The sequence below is a fragment of the Romboutsia sp. genome (genome assembly GCF_056995035.1).
Genome location: NZ_JBXKIW010000033.1, coordinates 1 through 19,052, shown reverse-complemented (window position 1 = coordinate 19,052; position 19,052 = coordinate 1). Strand labels below are relative to the sequence as shown.

The 19,052-nt window shown below is 29.5% G+C and carries 24 protein-coding genes; 4 read left to right on the top strand and 20 right to left on the bottom strand.

Translation table 11 applies throughout. The features are described from left to right. Positions 1 to 2 precede the first annotated feature (2 nt). The 15 genes from AC11VW_RS03900 to AC11VW_RS03830 all read right to left on the bottom strand — a co-directional run bounded on the left by AC11VW_RS03900 (position 3) and on the right by AC11VW_RS03830 (position 13,306). Positions 3 to 1,667: an ABC1 kinase family protein gene (locus tag AC11VW_RS03900; RefSeq protein WP_484300082.1), complete on the bottom strand. Its 1,665-nt coding sequence runs from the start codon at positions 1,665 to 1,667 to the stop codon at positions 3 to 5. A gap of 143 nt (positions 1,668 to 1,810) precedes the next feature. Beyond that, the gene (locus AC11VW_RS03895) at positions 1,811 to 2,311 is read right to left on the bottom strand and encodes a gamma carbonic anhydrase family protein (RefSeq protein WP_484300081.1); all 501 of its coding nucleotides are present in this window, start codon (positions 2,309 to 2,311) and stop codon (positions 1,811 to 1,813) included. Between the two features lie 2 nt (positions 2,312 to 2,313). Next, a complete protein-coding gene (scfB, locus tag AC11VW_RS03890) occupies positions 2,314 to 3,687 on the bottom strand; it encodes a thioether cross-link-forming SCIFF peptide maturase (protein WP_484300080.1) in 1,374 nt (457 codons plus the stop codon). Between the two features lie 215 nt (positions 3,688 to 3,902). Beyond that, on the bottom strand, positions 3,903 to 4,412 hold the full coding sequence (locus AC11VW_RS03885) for an HDIG domain-containing metalloprotein (RefSeq protein WP_484300079.1): 510 nt from the start codon (positions 4,410 to 4,412) through the stop codon (positions 3,903 to 3,905). 80 nt (positions 4,413 to 4,492) lie between these two features. Next, a complete protein-coding gene (gene murJ, locus AC11VW_RS03880) occupies positions 4,493 to 6,040 on the bottom strand; it encodes a murein biosynthesis integral membrane protein MurJ (RefSeq protein ID WP_484300078.1) in 1,548 nt (515 codons plus the stop codon). Between the two features lie 538 nt (positions 6,041 to 6,578). Next, complete coding sequence (gene scfA, locus AC11VW_RS03875; protein WP_484300077.1) at positions 6,579 to 6,722, bottom strand: six-cysteine ranthipeptide SCIFF; 144 nt, start codon at positions 6,720 to 6,722, stop codon at positions 6,579 to 6,581. 66 nt (positions 6,723 to 6,788) lie between these two features. Further along, a complete protein-coding gene (locus AC11VW_RS03870) occupies positions 6,789 to 7,151 on the bottom strand; it encodes a TIGR04086 family membrane protein (RefSeq protein WP_484300076.1) in 363 nt (120 codons plus the stop codon). 56 nt (positions 7,152 to 7,207) lie between these two features. Then, on the bottom strand, positions 7,208 to 7,498 hold the full coding sequence (gene yajC, locus AC11VW_RS03865) for a preprotein translocase subunit YajC (protein WP_484300075.1): 291 nt from the start codon (positions 7,496 to 7,498) through the stop codon (positions 7,208 to 7,210). A 90-nt stretch (positions 7,499 to 7,588) separates the two neighbouring features. Next, positions 7,589 to 8,710, bottom strand: a complete 1,122-nt coding sequence (gene tgt, locus AC11VW_RS03860; protein ID WP_484300074.1) for a tRNA guanosine(34) transglycosylase Tgt — start codon at positions 8,708 to 8,710, stop codon at positions 7,589 to 7,591. Positions 8,711 to 8,768: 58 nt separating this feature from the next. Further along, positions 8,769 to 9,230, bottom strand: a complete 462-nt coding sequence (locus AC11VW_RS03855) for a phosphate-starvation-inducible PsiE family protein (RefSeq protein WP_484300073.1) — start codon at positions 9,228 to 9,230, stop codon at positions 8,769 to 8,771. Between the two features lie 9 nt (positions 9,231 to 9,239). Next, entirely contained in the window at positions 9,240 to 10,265 is a 1,026-nt protein-coding gene (gene queA / locus AC11VW_RS03850) for a tRNA preQ1(34) S-adenosylmethionine ribosyltransferase-isomerase QueA (protein ID WP_484300072.1), read from the bottom strand. A gap of 157 nt (positions 10,266 to 10,422) precedes the next feature. Further along, positions 10,423 to 11,445 (bottom strand): Holliday junction branch migration DNA helicase RuvB, encoded by a 1,023-nt coding sequence (gene ruvB / locus AC11VW_RS03845; RefSeq protein WP_484300071.1) that lies wholly within the window; start codon positions 11,443 to 11,445, stop codon positions 10,423 to 10,425. Positions 11,446 to 11,477: 32 nt separating this feature from the next. After that, positions 11,478 to 12,080: a Holliday junction branch migration protein RuvA gene (gene ruvA / locus AC11VW_RS03840; RefSeq protein ID WP_484300070.1), complete on the bottom strand. Its 603-nt coding sequence runs from the start codon at positions 12,078 to 12,080 to the stop codon at positions 11,478 to 11,480. A 3-nt stretch (positions 12,081 to 12,083) separates the two neighbouring features. Beyond that, positions 12,084 to 12,584: a crossover junction endodeoxyribonuclease RuvC gene (gene ruvC / locus AC11VW_RS03835; RefSeq protein ID WP_484300069.1), complete on the bottom strand. Its 501-nt coding sequence runs from the start codon at positions 12,582 to 12,584 to the stop codon at positions 12,084 to 12,086. 119 nt (positions 12,585 to 12,703) lie between these two features. Further along, a complete protein-coding gene (locus AC11VW_RS03830) occupies positions 12,704 to 13,306 on the bottom strand; it encodes a hypothetical protein (protein WP_484300068.1) in 603 nt (200 codons plus the stop codon). Between the two features lie 160 nt (positions 13,307 to 13,466). Between AC11VW_RS03830 and AC11VW_RS03825 the strand changes: the two genes are divergently transcribed. Together AC11VW_RS03825 and AC11VW_RS03820 are read left to right on the top strand one after the other, a co-directional pair. After that, positions 13,467 to 13,787, top strand: coding sequence for a hypothetical protein (locus tag AC11VW_RS03825; protein ID WP_484300067.1), 321 nt, complete (start codon positions 13,467 to 13,469; stop codon positions 13,785 to 13,787). A gap of 182 nt (positions 13,788 to 13,969) precedes the next feature. Continuing rightward, positions 13,970 to 14,293, top strand: a complete 324-nt coding sequence (locus AC11VW_RS03820; RefSeq protein ID WP_484300066.1) for a DUF1540 domain-containing protein — start codon at positions 13,970 to 13,972, stop codon at positions 14,291 to 14,293. Between the two features lie 231 nt (positions 14,294 to 14,524). Here AC11VW_RS03820 and AC11VW_RS03815 read toward each other — a convergent pair whose 3' ends face one another. Beyond that, complete coding sequence (locus AC11VW_RS03815; protein ID WP_484300065.1) at positions 14,525 to 15,247, bottom strand: YebC/PmpR family DNA-binding transcriptional regulator; 723 nt, start codon at positions 15,245 to 15,247, stop codon at positions 14,525 to 14,527. A 138-nt stretch (positions 15,248 to 15,385) separates the two neighbouring features. Next, on the bottom strand, positions 15,386 to 16,141 hold the full coding sequence (nadE, locus tag AC11VW_RS03810) for an NAD(+) synthase (RefSeq protein WP_484300064.1): 756 nt from the start codon (positions 16,139 to 16,141) through the stop codon (positions 15,386 to 15,388). A 226-nt stretch (positions 16,142 to 16,367) separates the two neighbouring features. On the opposite strand from nadE, the gene AC11VW_RS03805 reads away from it, so the two are divergent. Continuing rightward, a complete protein-coding gene (locus tag AC11VW_RS03805) occupies positions 16,368 to 16,736 on the top strand; it encodes a sulfite exporter TauE/SafE family protein (RefSeq protein WP_484300063.1) in 369 nt (122 codons plus the stop codon). After that, positions 16,736 to 17,116 (top strand): TSUP family transporter, encoded by a 381-nt coding sequence (locus AC11VW_RS03800; RefSeq protein WP_484300062.1) that lies wholly within the window; start codon positions 16,736 to 16,738, stop codon positions 17,114 to 17,116. Before AC11VW_RS03805 ends, AC11VW_RS03800 begins: the two co-directional genes overlap by 1 nt. A gap of 68 nt (positions 17,117 to 17,184) precedes the next feature. Here the strand turns inward: AC11VW_RS03800 and AC11VW_RS03795 are convergent, their stop codons facing one another. The 3 genes from AC11VW_RS03795 to AC11VW_RS03785 form a co-directional block, all read right to left on the bottom strand. Continuing rightward, complete coding sequence (locus tag AC11VW_RS03795; protein WP_484300061.1) at positions 17,185 to 17,673, bottom strand: hypothetical protein; 489 nt, start codon at positions 17,671 to 17,673, stop codon at positions 17,185 to 17,187. Between the two features lie 73 nt (positions 17,674 to 17,746). Then, a complete protein-coding gene (locus AC11VW_RS03790; protein ID WP_484300060.1) occupies positions 17,747 to 18,391 on the bottom strand; it encodes a YigZ family protein in 645 nt (214 codons plus the stop codon). 72 nt (positions 18,392 to 18,463) lie between these two features. Beyond that, positions 18,464 to 18,901 (bottom strand): NUDIX domain-containing protein, encoded by a 438-nt coding sequence (locus AC11VW_RS03785; protein ID WP_484300059.1) that lies wholly within the window; start codon positions 18,899 to 18,901, stop codon positions 18,464 to 18,466. Positions 18,902 to 19,052: the final 151 nt, after the last annotated feature.

Genomic DNA, 19,052 nt, shown 5'->3' with positions numbered 1-19,052 from the left:
CCCTATTTCTTTTTATACTGAGATCTTAGAATTCTTATTACTAATAATAATCCTATTATAAATGATATAAAAAAACCTGAAAAAGCGGTTAATCTTATCCATACATTATTATTTATATTTGGTGATGCAATTATTAATGACGATCCTACTACTATTGATGCCAGTACTAAACTTAACGATAATTGAGTTGTTAAGTCAGTTATTCTTTCTTCTAAAGATGTAAATTTTACATCTTCTATTTGTATCTTCACATTATTTTTTTCTATATTTTTAAGGATTACTCTAAGTTGCTTAGGTATAGTTTTTATATCTAAAAGCATTTCTTGTGCAGTATGCTTTGAATTCATAAATATTCTCTTCGGATTAAACTTGTTCGTATAATAGTATTTTATGAATTCTTTTCCCATAGATGCTACTGAAAATTTAGGGTTTAACTCTCTACCAGTTCCTTCTAGTGTTATAATTGTTTTTGCTAATGTTGATAATTGTGAAGGGATAGATACTTTATATTTTCTAAAGAACTTGAATATTTCATTTAGTATATCTCCTATATTAATATTTTCTATAGGAACATCATAGTAGTAGTGAATTAAATATAATAAGTCTTGTCTAAGTCCACTTATATCTATTTCTGTATTTACTGCATCCATTTCTATTAATATATAAATTATCCTATCAACATTCTTTTCTATCAAGGCTATCGACACTTCATTTAGCAAGTTCAATGTTTTTTTATCAACTATTCCAATCATCCCAAAATCGATATAAGATATGGTGTTCTTACCTAAAACGAATATATTTCCTGGATGAGGGTCTGCATGGAAAAATCCATGTTCAAAAATTTGTTTAAATAGTGACCTTGCACCAATTTCACTAATTATCTTGGTATCCCATCCTAACTCTCTAATCCTTTTAACATCACTTAGTTTAACACCTATTATTTTTTCCATTACTAATATTCGTTTTGTTGTATAGTCACCATACACCTCTGGTATATAAACTTCTTCGCTACCTTTGAATATTTTTTTAAATTTCATAGCATTTATGGCTTCAAAATTATAGTCTAACTCTCTCATTAACTGAGTGTGAAATTCGTCTACTATTTGAATTAAGTCTACATCAATATCTTTATTTAAATCTTTTAATCCTATGGCCATACTTCTAAGTATTTCTATATCCGATTTTATAGTTTCTTCGATATTCGGTCTTTGTATCTTTACAATTACCTCTTCTCCACTTTGTAATTTTGCTTCATAAACTTGTCCTATAGATGCTGCTGCTATTGGTTTATTATTAAAGTCTTTAAATACTTTATCTACATCTAAACCTATTTCTTTTTTGAAAATTTCTCTAGCTATATTTGTATCAAACTCTTCTACATTATCTCTAAGATTCGATATTTCATCTATTATATCTTGGTCTAATAAATCTTTTCTCGTACTTAATATCTGACCTAGCTTTACATATGTTGGACCTAATTCTTCAATGGCCCTTCTTATCTTTTCTCCTGTAGACATGTTCTTTATTGCTTCAGAAGGATTGGTTATTGGTATTTTATAGGCTACACCTTCTATGTTTAGCTTTTCTACTACAAATGAAAATCCATATTTTATTAATATTCGTACTATCTCTTTATATCTTTTTAAGTTCTTATAACTTATTCTCACCGTTATCAACTCCACTTTTTGTAAAATTCACTTTACTAATCATGGTAATGAACATATTGTCCTATTCACTAACACTAGCTACTCAAATACATATAATATATATATAAAAAAGGGCAATTTTAAAGATTGCCCTTTTAGTTTTATTATTTATAATTATTTGCAATTTTTACGTATTTTAACGCTGATTCTACAAGATTTTGTTTTTCTTCTTCACTTAATTCTCTTATTACTTTTGCAGGTGAACCCATAGCTAAAACTCCTGATGGAATTTTCTTACCTGGTGGTACTAAACTACCTGCTCCAAGTAATGTATATTCTCCAACTTCAGCTCCATCTAATACTATAGCTCCCATTCCTATCAATGTATTATCTCCAATTTTACATCCATGTATGAGAGCTTTATGCCCTACTGTTACATTTTTTCCAATTGTAGTTGAGAAGTTACTTGCTATATGAACTACACATCCATCTTGAATGTTTGTGTTTTCTCCTATAGTTACAGTATTTACATCTGCTCTTATGACTGCGTTGTACCATATATTAGCATTCTTTGCTATCGTTACTTTTCCTATTATATCTGCACTCTCTGCTACAAAGACAGTTTCGTCAATTTTAGGTTGTATACCTTGGTACTCTTTTATCATTTTTATTCTCCTTCTAACATTAATTTCGCTTGTATCATTATTGAACATTCCGTTCTTTTCTTTTGCATTTCGCAACCAAGTTCATATGGTTTCATTACATCGTTATTAAAGTTAGTTGCATTTGCATGACATCCGCCTGAACAATAGAATCTGTTCCAACATTTTTTACAATCCTCTTTGCTATAAACGTGAGCATCTCTAAATGAATCTGTTAATTCTTTAGGGAATACTATTTCTTCATCTAATATGTTTGCCATTTTATATTCTTCATTCCCAACGAATTGGTGACATGGGTATATATCTCCTTCTGGAGTTATTGAAAGATATTCATTTCCTGCCCCACATCCTGTTATTCTTTTAATTACACATGGACCTTGGTTTAAATCTATCATAAAGTGGAAGAATTTAAATTCATCGCCTTTTAACTTCATATCAGCATATTGAACTGCTAATTTTTCGTATTCTTCAAATACTTTTGGCATGTCTTCTTCTCTAAGTGCATATGGATTAGATTCATCTCCTACCACTGGTTCCACAGAAGTAAGTTTAAATCCTTCATTAGCAAAATGCATAACATCCTTAGCAAAGTCTAAATTATCTCTTGTAAATGTTCCTCTTATGTAGTAGTACTTGTCTTTTGGTCTTTTCTCTATAAGTTTTTTGAACTTAGGTAATATTATATCGTAACTTCCTTTATCATTTAAAGTCGGTCTCATATTATCATTTATATCTTTTCTACCATCTAAACTTAAAACTGCATTATGCATATGTTCATTTATGTAATCTATTTTTTCGTCATCTAATAATATTCCATTTGTAGTTATGGTAAATCTTATAACTTTATTATTTTCTTTTTCTACACTTCTTCCGTATTCTACTAATTGTTTAACTACGTCAAAGTTCATTAATGGCTCTCCACCAAAGAAGTCTATCTCTAAATTTCTTCTATTTTCTGAATTAGCTATTAAGTAATCTATAGCTTTTTTACCAACTTCAAAACTCATCAGTTCTTTAGCTCCACCAAAATCTCCTTGTGCAGCGAAACAATACTTACATTTTAAGTTACAGTCATGAGCTACATGTAAACATAAAGCTTTAACTACCTTTTTTCTGTTTACAAAGCTTGGATGAAATTGATAAGTGTCTTCTGTATATAAAAGACCTTCTTTTTCTAAAGTCTCTATTTCTTCATATGCTTCTTCTATCTTTTCTTTACTATATTTTTCCTTTAATATATTTATTATTTCGTCTTTAGTATTTTCTTTATATAAATCTAATAATGTATATGCAACTTCATCTACAACGTGCACAGAACCTCCATTTACATCTAATGCTATATTATATCCATTCATTGAAAATTTATGTATCATGCTCATAATTTTCTGTCCTCCTAAATATTAATTTTTTTCATCTATATCAACATTTTTTCATATTGTATTTAAACTCTACCCTTCATTATATAACTTATCTAAAATATAGGCAATATCAATAAAAAAATCATATTTCCTGACTTATCCTACAGTTACAATATTTAAATCTAAAAAAAAATACATAAAACTCTTGTTTAAAATCATCAAGAGATTTATATATTTTAATTTTCATCGTCTATTTCTTTAAAAAATTTAATTATCTCATTGTCACTATTATTATGATGATTTTTTACTATCTGTAATAGTAATTCATTATCAACTATTTTTTTAAGAATTTCATAACTATATTCACTATGATTATAATAGCATTGAATCTTTTTAGATTTTTTGATTTTTTTTAATTTACCTTTCGTTAGTTTATTTAAAATTACAATTATGGATTTATCAATTACGTTTATTCTTTTTTTAATCTTACCTATATCATGTAATAAGGCTGTTTTTATTAATATATCTTTATTTTTCATAATTTCTTGGTTGTTAGTTAATCTATTATCTATAATAAATTTAATTTCTTTTGCTATTCTAACGCTATGTTTTTGTTCTGATTTAGATAACTTAATAAATAATTGTAATTCATTATTATTTAATACATCTTCAACATAATTATAATCTTCTTTGCTCATAATATCAGATACATTAATATAAAATTGTTTTACTCTTTTAGGTATCATCTTCCTGCTCCTAGTAAAAATTTATATTCATAATTTCAAAATAACATCTACTGTACAGTAGATGTTATTTTATTACATATCTATTTCTTTTTTATTTTGTTTTTTACTTGATCTAAAATTAAATCAACTTCATCTACTTTAAGAATTATTATACTTGTACCATATACTATTACTCCTATACCTACTGATATTGCTAAAGTAAGAGCTTCTTTTATAGATCCAGCTCCCAATATATTTCCTATTTTATTATAAGCAAACAAAGTTACACCTGCCATTAAAAGTGATGATATTATAGACTTTGTCATAGCCAATCCTATAGACTTCCCACCAAATGGTCCTATCTTTTTTCTTAAGCTTGTAAATAATAAAATTATAGTCACTATAGCAGATATACTTGTAGCAAATGCAGGTCCTGCAAGTTGCATATCAGTAAAGTTGACAAAGCAAAGATTCAGTATAATATTTAAAATCATAGCTAAAACTCCATTTATCATTGGAGTTTTAGTATCTTGTAATGAGTAAAATACTTTACCTAATATATCTCTAAGGCCAAATCCTATCAGACCTATTGAGAAAAATTGAAGTGCTATACCTGTCATATGTGTAGCTCTAGCATCAAATTCTCCTCTTTGGAATAATAATTTAACTATTGGCTCTGCAAGTATTATAGCTCCTATTGTTATAGGTATAACTAGTAATATAATAGTATTACATGCTGTTACTATTGATTTATTAAATTTCTCTTTATTATTTTCTGTTGATAATTTTGATAACATCGGATATATAACAGATGATATCGATACTATAAACATCCCCATAACAAATTGATTAAGTCTATTCGCATAGTTTAGTGCTGATATACTACCTTCAACCAATGTAGATGCTATTGATCTATCCACTACAACACTTACTTGATTAACCGCAACTCCTATAAGAACAGGACCTATAAGCCACAACATTTTTTTAAGATGTTCATCTTTAAGATCTACATTCGGTCTATACCTAAAACCTTTTTTTATTGCAAAAGGAAGTTGGAATAAAACTTGAGATGCTATTGCAATAACCGCTCCCCATGGCAATAAATATGGATTTACTTTTGCACTTATAAGTATTGTTATTATTACAATTATGTTATTTGGCACTGACATAAGTCCAGGTATTATAAAGTTTTCTTTTACTTGTAAAAAAGCCATAACAATATAATTCATACCTAAAAATACCATTCCCAGTATCATTATTCTTGTAAAATATATAGCTTGTTTTAGTGTTTCACCTTCAAATCCTATAGCAAATAATTTTACTATTTGAGGAGTAAACATTGCTCCTATTATTGAAATTCCTAAACATATAAGCGCTATTATATTAAAAACATTATTAGTAAATTTAATTGCTCCCTTTTCTCCTTGTTTGGAATTCACATCACAATAAAGTGGTATAAATGCCGTCCCAAGTGACGTACCTACAGCTGTGAATATTACTGCCGGTATATTCATAGCTACTAAAAATGCATCACTAGTTCCAGATGCTCCATACGCTGATGCTAGAGCTAATTCTCTACCAAAACCTAGAAACTTTGCAATTAAAGTTGCTGCCATAAGACCGACTGCTGCTTTTGCTACTTTTGACATGATTTTCTTCTCCTATACTTCATTAATCTAGCTTCTTTTGTGCTTTTTTATTATATAGTAAATATTTTATATAGTAAATACCCGTAAATACTACTAATATATAAACATAATATTCCATAAACTTATTCCTATAGATGAATATACTATAAATATAGATATATTCATTTTGCTTATGCCCGCTAATATAGATATAAATGTTCTAGCTACAGGAATTACAATAAGTATTGTTTTCATAATATACAAAATGAGAATATAGTTACATATATTCCCACCTTCAATTCATCTATATTATTCTTCATATTCCTGATTATTATTCTAATCGTCTAAACCTATTATTCAAATTATTGGTAATATAGATATTATTCTTATTATATGATATCATCCCTATGTTAGATTTATATTAATATAAGATTAAAATTTGATGAGAATTTAATAATATGGTTTTAGTTATCTATGAATAATTTATAATTTCTTAGTATATAAAAATAAGACGCCATAATTTATGACGTCTTATTTTGCAATGTTTATTATAAATTGATTATCTTTCACACTCTTGGTTTGCAACTGTGCAAGAAGTTTTACAAGCTGATTGACAAGATGTTTGACATTCTCCACATCCACCTTTAGCAGCGCTGTCTTTTAAAGTAGCTTTAGATAAAGTCTTTATATGCTTTTTTTCCATTTTGACTACCTCCTAAGTTAAATTTTCCCTATTGATTATATCATAAAATTCCTATATATAAAACTTCTATTTGAAGTTTACACCTAAAACTCCTCCAATACCACCAGATAAAGATACTAACAATATTTTGTATAGCATATCAATGTCAAATGCAAATTGGTCTTTGGCTAAGAATACTATTACTATAAGACACACTATGTACATTAATCCTACTAAAAGACCATATATAAGTCCTTTTTCTTTTATATGTTTTGACGCATAAAATCCACCAAATGCTGATGATATAGTAGTTATAAATGATGATGCCATCGCAATACTACTTCCTGATACACTGGTAAATGTAAGTATTAAATTGTATATAAGTAACGTTGCTAATGTTAATATGTATGCATATCCTAACCCTTTAAAGATATGATTCGATTTTTCCATAAAAACACCTCCCCTCATTAATATATATATTCGAAGGGAGGCATCTAAATTACAAATTATTCAACTGATTCTTTTTTTGTTTCAACAGTACCTATAGCCCACTTTTCAAATGGTACTTTATTTCTGTTTGGACCTAATTCTAATACTACAAAGTTTTCTTCAATCTTTGCAACATTAGCTATTATTCCACCTACAGTAGTTACTTTATCTCCAACTGCTAAATTTTCTCTCATTTCTTTTAATTGCTTTTCTTTTTTCTTTTGAGGTCTTATTAATAGGAAGTAGAATACTGCGAACACTGCTGCCCACATTGCTATCCCCATTATCATTTGTTGTATGTTTCCCATGATTTTCACTCCTTTGAAAATTATAGTTTATATATTCATCATTACTATAATTATTATATATTAAAATGATTATAATTCATAGTAAAGATTCTATAATTCATATCCATAGTTTTTGAAGAATTCAGCTTTAAAGTCTAATAATCTATCTTCCATTATAGCTTGTCTTACTTGCTTCATTAAGTTTAATAGGAAGTGTAAGTTATGAGTAGTTATTAATCTTGAAGCTAATATTTCATTTGCTTTAACTAAATGTCTTATATATGCTCTTGAGTAATTTTTACAACAGTAGCAATCACAGTTAGGGTCTAGTGGCGTAAAGTCTCTAGCGTATGATGCATTTCTAACTACTACCTTACCAACACTTGTCATAGCTGTACCGTTTCTTGCTATACGAGTAGGTAATACGCAATCAAACATATCTATTCCTCTTATAACACCTTCTAGTAAGTCATCAGGACTTCCAACTCCCATTAAGTATCTTGGCTTATCTTCTGGCATCAAAGGTACTGTATAATCTAATACTTCATACATTAATTCCTTAGGTTCTCCAACACTAAGTCCACCTACTGCATACCCTGGTAAATCTAATTCTAATATTTCTTTGGCTGATTGCTCTCTTAAATCTTTGTACATTCCACCTTGGATTATACCAAATAGAGCTTGCTTTTCTGTATTTTTATGAGCTTCTTTACATCTCTTTAACCATCTTGTAGTTCTTTCTAAAGAGTTCTTAACATAATCTCTATCTGCTGGATATGGTGCACATTCATCAAATGCCATCATTATATCAGAACCTAGAGCATTTTGTATTTCCACAGCCTTTTCAGGACTTATAAAGTGCTTAGAACCATCTATATGAGATCTAAAGTTAACTCCTTCTTCAGTTATCTTTCTAAGTGGCCCAAGACTGAATACTTGGAATCCACCACTATCTGTAAGTATAGGCTTATCCCAGTTCATAAATTTATGAAGCCCACCAGCTTCTTTAACTAAATCATGTCCTGGCCTCATGTATAAATGATAAGTATTACTTAATATTATTTGAGATCCTATTTCTTTTAATTCTTCTGGAGTCATTGATTTTACTGTTGCTTGTGTTCCAACAGGCATAAATATAGGTGTTTCTATAACTCCGTGTGGAGTGTGTAATCTTCCTAGTCTAGCTCCACTTTGTTTGCATGTTTTTATAAGTTCGTATCTTATTGCACTCATTTTTTGTCTCCTTATATCTACTATTTTAAGTTTGTTGTTATCATTTTTATTTATATTATTAACTGCCTTTATTTTCTTCTATTGCTTGACTCTCATCGTAATGAATGCTGGTTACATTCATATTACTATTATCGTTTGTTAATAGGTATTTTCTAATTGCAAATATACCTGCTATTGCTATTACTCCTATTAATACATCTGCCATTCCTTGACTTTTAGGAAGCAATAACATCTTTCTCGCTATAGCATATAATAAAACTTCTACTATAGCCCCTGGTATATGAAGCGATAGCATTACTACAAGCTCTACTCCTATTACTAATAGTAGTATTTGACCTAAAATATCATTAAGCTGACTATATTCAACAGGGGTCTGGAATTCAATTATATATGCCTTCCATATCATTCTTAAAACATCTATTGTACCTAAAAATACGGCAATTAAAACTACCATTCCTAGAATTGATTCAAAAATATGAGCTATCCTTAACGTTAAATTGTTTTTATCTAAGTTTTTCATTATTCCCCCCTACTTTATAATCATTGCGTCTCCAAAACTAAAGAATCTATACTTCTCTTTAACTGCGGTATCATACGCATTTAGTACACTTTCTTTACTTGCAAGTGCACTTACTAACATTATTAATGTAGATTCTGGTAAATGAAAATTAGTTATAAGTCTGTTCACTATCTTAAACTCATATCCTGGATAAATGAATATTTTCGTCCATCCACTAGATTCCTTTATAGTTCCATCTTCGCTACTTGCAGATTCTACAGTTCTACAGCTTGTAGTTCCAACGCATATTACACTATTCCCATTAGATTTGGCTCTATTTATTTTCTCAGCCGCTTCTTTATCAACCATGTAATACTCTGAATGCATTTCATGATTTAATACATCATCCACTTTAACAGGCCTAAAAGTTCCAAGTCCAACGTGTAAAGTGACAAAGGCAATATCTACACCTTTATCTCTTATTTGTTTAAGTAATTCTTCTGTAAAATGAAGTCCTGCCGTAGGTGCTGCTGCTGAGCCCCTATGCTTAGAATAAACAGTTTGATATCTTTCTCTTTCTTCTAATCTTTCTGTGATATATGGAGGTAGCGGCATGTTTCCTAGTTCATCTAGAACTTCTTCAAATATTCCTTCATAGTGGAATTTTATTATTCTCGATCCTTCTTCTGCTAAGCCTACTACTTCGCCTATTAACTTTCCATCACCGAAAGAGAATTTAGCCCCAATTTTAGCTTTTTTTCCTGGCTTAGCTAATGCTTGCCAAGTATCTTCTTCTGTTCTTTTTAATAAAAGAAATTCTATCTTTCCTCCAGTATCTTGCTTTTCTCCTATTAATCTAGCAGGTATAACTCTAGTATTATTAAGAACTAAACAGTCCCCTGGATTTAAATAATTTATTACATCTTTAAAGATTTTATGCTCTATAATTCCAGTTTCTTTATCTAGAACCATTAATTTTGAACTAGATCTGTCTTCTATAGGAACTTGAGCAATTAATTCTTCTGGTAGGTCAAAGTAAAAGTCACTTGTCTTCAATTTCAACTTCCTTTCCAACAATTTATATAATTATCATAATAACAAAAAATACTCTACTTTTCCATATAAATATACTTATTCTTTATATACAATCGTATTTTTAATGTATAATTTAACTATCATTTTATTTATTTTTTATTTTAATGTAGGTAAGTTTCTACTTATCGGTATACGGTATTTTTAAATGTTCATATGCTAGTGGCATTGCTATTCTACCTCTTGGGCCTCTGTTTAAGAAACCTAATTGTAATAGATATGGTTCGTAAACATCTTCAATAGTATTTCTATCTTCACCAATAGATGCTGCTAAGGTATCTAATCCTACAGGTCCACCTCTGAATTTTTCTATTATAGTCATTAATAATTTCTCATCTACATAATCTAACCCTAAGCTATCTACGCCTAAAAGTTCTAAAGCTTTATCTGCAACTTCATCAGTTATATCTCCATCGGCTCTTACTTGCGCATAATCTCTAACTCTTTTTAATAATCTATTGGCTATTCTTGGTGTTCCTCTTGAACGTCTTGCAATTTCCTTAGCTCCACCTGCTTCAATTTCTGCACCTAAAATTTCTGCTGATCTAATTACTATTTTGGTTAATTCTTCTACTGTATAATAATCTAATTTACAAATAACTCCAAATCTATCTCTTAATGGATTTGTAAGCATCCCTGCTCTAGTCGTTGCTCCTATTAATGTAAACTTAGGTAAGTCTAATCTTATACTTCTCGCTGATGGTCCTTTACCTATTATTATATCTAAGCAAAAATCTTCCATAGCAGGATATAAAACTTCCTCAACACTTCTATTTATACGATGTATTTCATCTATGAACAGAACATCATTTTCATTTAAATTAGTAAGTATAGCTGCTAAATCTCCAGCTCTTTCAATTGCAGGCCCTGATGTTATTCTTAAATTAACCCCCATTTCATTAGCTATTATACTCGCTAAAGTTGTTTTACCAAGTCCCGGTGGTCCGTATAAAAGAACATGATCTAATGGTTCATTTCTAGATTTTGCAGCTTCTATAAATATCTTAAGTTGTTCTTTGGTTTTCTCTTGGCCTAGGTAATCATCTAATGATTTAGGTCTTAAACTATTTTCTATGTCAACATCTTCATTTTGCATTGTAGATGTAATTATCCTATTTTCATTTTCATCGTCAAAATCATACATTAAAATTCCCCCTTACACTTTTGATTTTCACTCTATCTTAATGACTTACTCATTATATAAGTTAGTGACTTCTTTATTATATCTTCTGTATTAAGTCCATCTTTTTTACATTTATCAACGGCTTCTTTGGCTTCCGCAGGTGAATATCCAAGAGCCATTAAGGCATCTACTGCTTCATCCTTTGATATACCTATTGGAGCTTGATTAAGTAGAGTTGGTTCAAACTCAATATTACTTTTATCTACTTTATCTTTTAATTCTAATACTATTCTTTCTGCTGTTTTTTTACCTACACCAGGTGCTTTTGAAAGTTGAACAATATCTTCACTTAGAATATAAGCTCCTAATTGTCCTGGAGATGAGAATGATAATATTCCAAGTCCTACCTTAGGTCCTATTTTTGATACAGATGTAAGTAACTCAAACATTTGCATTTCTTCTTTAGTGCCAAATCCACAAAGACTCATGTCATCTTCTCTAACTATAAGCTTTGTATATATTTTAGCCATCTTTCCCATTTGTAAATCTTTTATAGTGTTTGATGATACATTTATTTTATATCCTATATTATTATTTTCTATTACTATACTATCTAAGCGAATTTCTTCAATCGTTCCTTTTATATAACTATACATAATTTACCCCCTAATATTCTTTAGTGTCTTTTCTAATTTATTAGCATGTGCATGAGAGATAGCTACTGCTAAGGCATCTGCTACGTCATCTGGTTTTGGAACTTGCTTTAAATTTAAAAATGAGGTAACCATTTGCTGAACCTGCGCTTTATCAGCTCTTCCGTATCCTGTTACACCTTGCTTAACTTGAAGAGGTGTATATTCATAAACTGGCTTATTATTATGTGCACATGCAAGCATTGTAACTCCTCTAGCTTGAGCTACTGTAATTGCTGTTTTAACATTTTTATTGAAGAACAGTTCTTCTATACCTACTTCATCTATGTCGTATTTTTTTATGATAAGGTCAATTCCCTTATACACAAGTTCTAACCTTTTTAACATATCCATATGCGCAGGTGTTGTAACTGCTCCATAATCTATTACTCTGAATTTAGAATTCTTATATTCTATTATTCCAAACCCTACTATTGCTATTCCTGGGTCTATTCCTAATATTATCAAGTATGTATCCTCCTATGAGATTTTAGCCGTTCATATAAAACTTATGTTCTAATACATTATATCATAAGTTTTTCTATACAACAAAAAACAACCTCTATGCAGGGGTTGTTTTAATAATTTTAACTTCCAAAATCCTCTAGTTTTGAATATGCTTCATCTTGTGAATTAACTACAACACCTTTTTGAATTTCTTCTTGAACTGTCTTTGGAATGGCGTCTATTCTTATATCTGTTTTTTCTACTAATTTTCGATTACCACTACTATCGTATTTATAAAGTCCTATGTATTCTCCATCTGCTTCTAAAGAGTATTTATCACTTTTTGAAGGGTCATTAGTTGATACTACTTCAGATAATATTATTTCATATTTCCCTATACTCTCTACTTCTCTATTTGGATATTTATCTTTCAAATAAGCGGTAATTTCACCTTCGCTTCTATTTAATAAAGCACTATCTATTGTTCCTATCATTACAGATGACTTTTCTGATTCACTTCCGTCTTCATTCTTCTTTTCTACCCAGATTTCACAATCTTTGCTAAGCTCAAATACTTCTTTTATCTGTTCAACCGGTTTTTCAACTTTCTGCTCTACATTAACTTGTTTATTGTCTATATTTCTAGTCTTTATACCTAAATAAATTCCACCGCTCAATACAACAACTCCTGTTAAAGTTAGTACTGCTGGTTTCCAATTAAATGGTTCTTTTTTTTCAAACATGAAAATCCCTCCTTCTACATAGTATTTTCTCCATAGCATTTTTTTTTATACATTTGAGGTAATTTTTAGTAATTATTTATATTTGAATTTTTATCCCATTAATTGATTTTTATACATATTATATGATATCATTTTAAATTTTCACTTTGGAGGTGACATTTTGAGCTCATATGTTAAATTAGTTTACGATAGAATTGAGTTTTTAGAGTTTAAACAGAATATACTTCTTGTAAAGCAACCTCAGCATAAAGCCTCTGTCTTTTATGAACTTACTTTAGAAGACTTTTTGATAATAAGAGATTTTACCTTTGAGGTTGAATCAAGAATAAGTAATGGAGAAAAATACACTATTAAGGATTATGAAAATAAATTATTTGAAATATGGCCACCAATTAGAAGCTATCCATCTTCTTCTACATTAGTTGCAAAAGTACTTATGAACGAAGATAATTTCAATTTTTTATTTACACATTGTAATTAATTTTTTGTTTCAAAAATATCAAGCATATTGATAAAAAAAGATGAGAAAAATGTATTATTTTCCTCATCTTTTTTTATTTTTAATTTTCATGTTGGTAGTAAATTTTTCTATTAATAGTGATTTATTTTTTCTATTTTGGAAATACTCCTTAAGGAATATGTTATTTATTAGGAGGTAATTTTATGTCTAGTGTAAATTGTAATGTAATGAACTGTGGAAACAACGATAGTGGGACATGTTATGCAAATAAAATATCTGTAAATGGTAAGAAATCTCGTACTAGTAAACATACTAATTGTGTATCATTTTTAGAGAGTTCTAACTCTGGCGCTTTAACTAGTAGTACTAATTCAGATTCACCATGTTCATTCGTAGGATGTAATGTGAAAACTTGTGCTCATAATGCGGGAACTATTTGTTCTCTTAATAGCATAACTGTAACTTCTGAAGTTGCAAGAACAAATGCTAATTCTGAGACATATTGCTCTAGCTTTAAATGCAAATAATATAACAAGCTAAATACATATTTTAATAGCTATTAGTATATTAAAAAGGTGCAAATAAATTTTATTTGCACCTTCATTGTTTTTATTTTTAACAAAACTTACTATAAGCACTTCTTCCAATTTCACTTATAGTTCCTGCTATTGGATTTTTCATTTTTAAGCTACTAGAATCACTATGATACTTTTTACATATAGCAATTCACATCTTGAAATACGCCTTTTTTATATTAATTATTCAGTTATTTCCCAGTTATGGAATATATTTTGAACATCATCGTCATCTTCAAGCATGTCTACTAATCTATTCATGAACTTTAATTGTTCTTCATCAGTTAATTCAGTAGTAGTTTGAGGTATTAATTTAACATCTGCAGATATAAATTCATATCCTTTAGCTTGTAACTCGTCTCTAACAGCCGCAAAATCTTCTGGTGCTGTTACTACTTCATATCCATCTTCTTCAGTCATGAAGTCTTCTGCTCCAGCTTCTAGAGCAACTTCCATTAACTCTTCTTCAGATATATTCTCATCAGCTGCTATTAATACTTGTCCTTTATTATCGAACATGAATGATACACATCCACTAGTTCCTAAGTTACCACCATTCTTATCGAAGTAGTATCTTACATTTCCAGCTGTTCTGTTTTTGTTGTCAGTTAAAGTTTCAACTATAACAGCAACTCCACCTGGTCCGTATCCTTCGTAAACTATAGTTTCATAGTTTTCGTTAGCTCCAGCTCCAGCTCCTTTAGCTACCGCTCTGTCTATATTGTCATTAGGCATGTTATCAGCTTTAGCTTTATCTATAGCTGTTTTTAGTGTTGCATTGTACTCTGGGTTTCCTCCACCCTCTTTAGCTGCAACTGTTATTGCTCTAGCATGCTTAGTGAATATTTTAGCTCTTTTAGCATCTTGTTTCCCTTTTTTATTGATTATGTTTCCTATACGACCCATAATTCCACTCCTTAATACGTATAATTTTTATATATTACTCGAGGGTAAATATGTATGATATATACCCATTTGTTCAGTATATATTTAATGATTTTATCACCACTCGTAAATTTTAGCACAAATACTTAAATTAGTAAATTAGAACTTAGGAGGATAAGGAGGTACGTTTCTTTTATGTTCACTAATTCTATGAAGTCTTGCTATTATTTCTTGATCTTTTTGAGGAACTTCATGTAATCTGCCTTCAACAACAGCATCGATCATATCGTAAGTAGTTCCCATTTCTTTTTCATCAGTTTGTCCTTCCCAAAGTCCTGCAGAAGGTGATTTATTTATTACATCATTATGTACTCCTAAAGCTTTTGCCCATTCGTATACTTCTCTTTTTGTAAGATTTGCAAGAGGTACTAAATCAACTCCACCATCCCCATATTTTGTGAAGTATCCTGTGTGTACTTCAGCTGCATTATCAGTCCCTATAACTAAGTATCCTAAATTATTTGCCACCGTATATACAGTACTCATTCTTACTCTAGCTCTAAGGTTAGCATCTGAAATTCTTAAATTATCTTCTTTATATAATTTTTTTTCTTTAAGTGCATTAGTAACTGTATCTAAAATTAGATTTTGAGACTCTGTCAGGTCTAAATCAAGATATTCTATTTTACACCCATTTATAACCTTTAAGGCATCTTCTCTATCGTTTGGATTACTCTTTATGCTCATTATAATTCCCATAGAATTTTCAGGAAACGCTTTCTTTATTAAATAAGCAGCTACTGCCGAATCTATGCCTCCAGATACTCCTACTACTAAACCTTTACAATTAGCTTCATTAACTTTATCTCTCAACCACTGAACTGTTTTATCTATTTTTACATTCATTTCAGTCATAGTGTTCTCCTCTCTTCTATTTACATTTTTTGTATAAACCTATTATATCATATATTTTTTAATCTTCTATCCTGTAGCTTATTTGTATTATATTTTATGTCCTTATTAATATAGTTACATACACATAAATTGCACTACTAATTACCGCTAAGTAAATTAACATCCTCCTATTTGTATAAATATAATTTACTATTTATGTTTAAAATATATATAGAAGGTGATAAATATGAAAAGTAAGTATTTTGGTTTTAATATTAAAAATACACTAATTGGAGTTTTCACAGGTTTTGTTAACGGTATATTTGGTTCTGGTGGAGGAACTCTTTTAGTACCTATCTTAAATAATGTGCTTAAGGTAGAGGAACATAAGTCTCATGCTACAGCTTTAGCTATAATAATTTTTTTAACAGGAGCAAGTTCTGCTATCTATATTTCTAAAGGAACTTATGATATAGACTTAACTGTTAAAGTGGCTATAGGAAGTATTATTGGTGGTTTTATTGGCGCTAAAATTTTATGTAAGGTTACTGGTAGATTTCTTAGAATTTCATTTGGACTTATCATGATTATAGCTGCACTAAGGATGGTGTTTTAATGTTATTTGGCGTAATTGGCTTTTTTGCTGGTATTATAGGTGGAATGGGTATGGGTGGTGGAACAATTCTTATTCCTGCTCTTATTTTATTTGCCAGCATAGATCCTAAGATGGCTCAAAGTGTCAACTTACTTTCCTCTATTCCAATGACTATAATTGCTCTAATTATACATATTAGAAATAAAAATGTAGTACTTAGCTTAGTTATTCCTATCGCTCTATTTGGTGTATTAGGTGCTATATTTGGATCTTTTGTAGCTAACTATATATCATCTGAGATTTTAAAAAAAGTTTTTGGAGTCTTTTTATTAATAGTGGGTTCTTTAGAAATAAAAAGTGGAATCTGCTCTCACAAAACAAATACTTGTGATAAACAATAAATATTTGTATAAAAATATGGAAGTAAATTTAATATAAAATTTACTTCCATATTTATTATAAAATTTTCTTATTTTTTTATACTTGATTCTCCGAGTAAAAATCCTATAGCGCTACACATCAAATCTCTTAACTGAGTAATCGCAACTATATTATGAGTTATATCTAAAACATATATAATTAGAATGGTTATTATTGATACTACACATATTGTTAATGCAATAAATATCTGTATCATATTTCCTTCTTTATAGTTATGCTCAATTATTTCCTCTTCACATTCATTCCTCATAATATTGTTCTGTTTATTTGTTTTATTTGTTTTCATATTTGAGCTTAATATAAATCCAAATACAGATGCAAGACTTGACCTAAATACAACTTCTATAGATTTTAATGCTACTTCATTTCCTTTACTATAAATAGTAATAAATATAGATGTTATAAATAATATCATTCCTACAAAAACCAATGACTTTGTTGCTATATTCATCTTGTCCCAATCCTCTATTAGCTCTTCTTTTAATGCCTTCCTACGATTACAATTCTTTTCTCTCATGAATCTCACATCCCATAACTTTATAAATGCTATACTTTTATAATATTTATAAAGTTTTTAACCTGTGCATGAATTATAATATAATTTTTCCTTCTTCTTCCGATAAGTAAAATTCTTCTCCTAGCTTTAACTTCGCAGTTGCACTTGTTATATCCGTCATCCTTGATATAATGTCTTCTACTTCATTGATTCTTGAGTATACTATTATTTCAACATAATCTTCATACAAAGTATCCTTAATGAAGTATCCCATACTCATTATTTCATTTTGAACTTTTCCAAGTTGAGTATAATCTATTTTTACCCTAATTTCTTGATACATTACTTTTTCAATTATTTTCGCAGCTTCTAATCCTACCTTCGCACCTTTAGTGTACGCTCTAACTAATCCGCCTGCCCCTAATTTTATGCCTCCAAAATATCTAGTAACAACTACTACTACATTCCTTAAATCTTCTTTTTTTATAATCTCTAGTGTTGGTATTCCTGCTGTTCCTTGTGGCTCTCCATCATCACTGTATCTTTGTATATTCATATGTTTCCCAATAGTATATGCCCATACATTATGTGTTGCATCCTTATGTTTTTTCTTTATCTCATTCACAAATGCTACTGCTTCTTCTTCAGTTTCTACGGGCTTTGCATAGCCTATAAAAGTAGATTTTTCTATTATAACTTCATCCATCCCAAATTCATGTAATGTTTTATATGTGCTCATGACATCCTCCAACTCTATAAAAAAGAAAGGGCTAAGCCCTTTCTTGAATTTATCTTCTATTTTATTCAGTATTTACAGTGTAGCACTGCTTTCTGCAACTTGTTTCTTTAATTCTTTATATTTTTTATAAGAAATTTCTACTAGAGATTTTTCTTTGCTATGTTTTAGCATCTCTATAGCATCTCTAACTTTAAAAAATCCACCTTCACTAAATTCATCTTTTAGCATGTATTCACTATGCTCTGTCTCCATAATGTACCACATAACTGCATTGCATACTTCCTGTTGTCTACTTCTTGAGAAAAATTCATACATAGTATCGCCAGCTACTTCAATTACACTAGCTTCTACACCTGCTTCTTCCTTTACTCTAAGAACTGCACTTTCATGTTGAAGTTCACCATCATTAATCTTGCCTTTCGGAAGCGTCCACTCATTTCTATCATTTTTCACTATAAGTACTTTATTCGCATAAAATACTACTCCACCTGCACAACGTCTTACTATCATTTTTAAACCCCTCCTATTAACTTCTTTTTATGTTAAATTATGGAGATACACCATAGGTAAATAGTTAATTTGTTAATTATATGTTAAGATTTTTATGTTTATGTTATGTTATTTATCTAAATTTTCTAACATGTCGATAGCTTCTTCATAA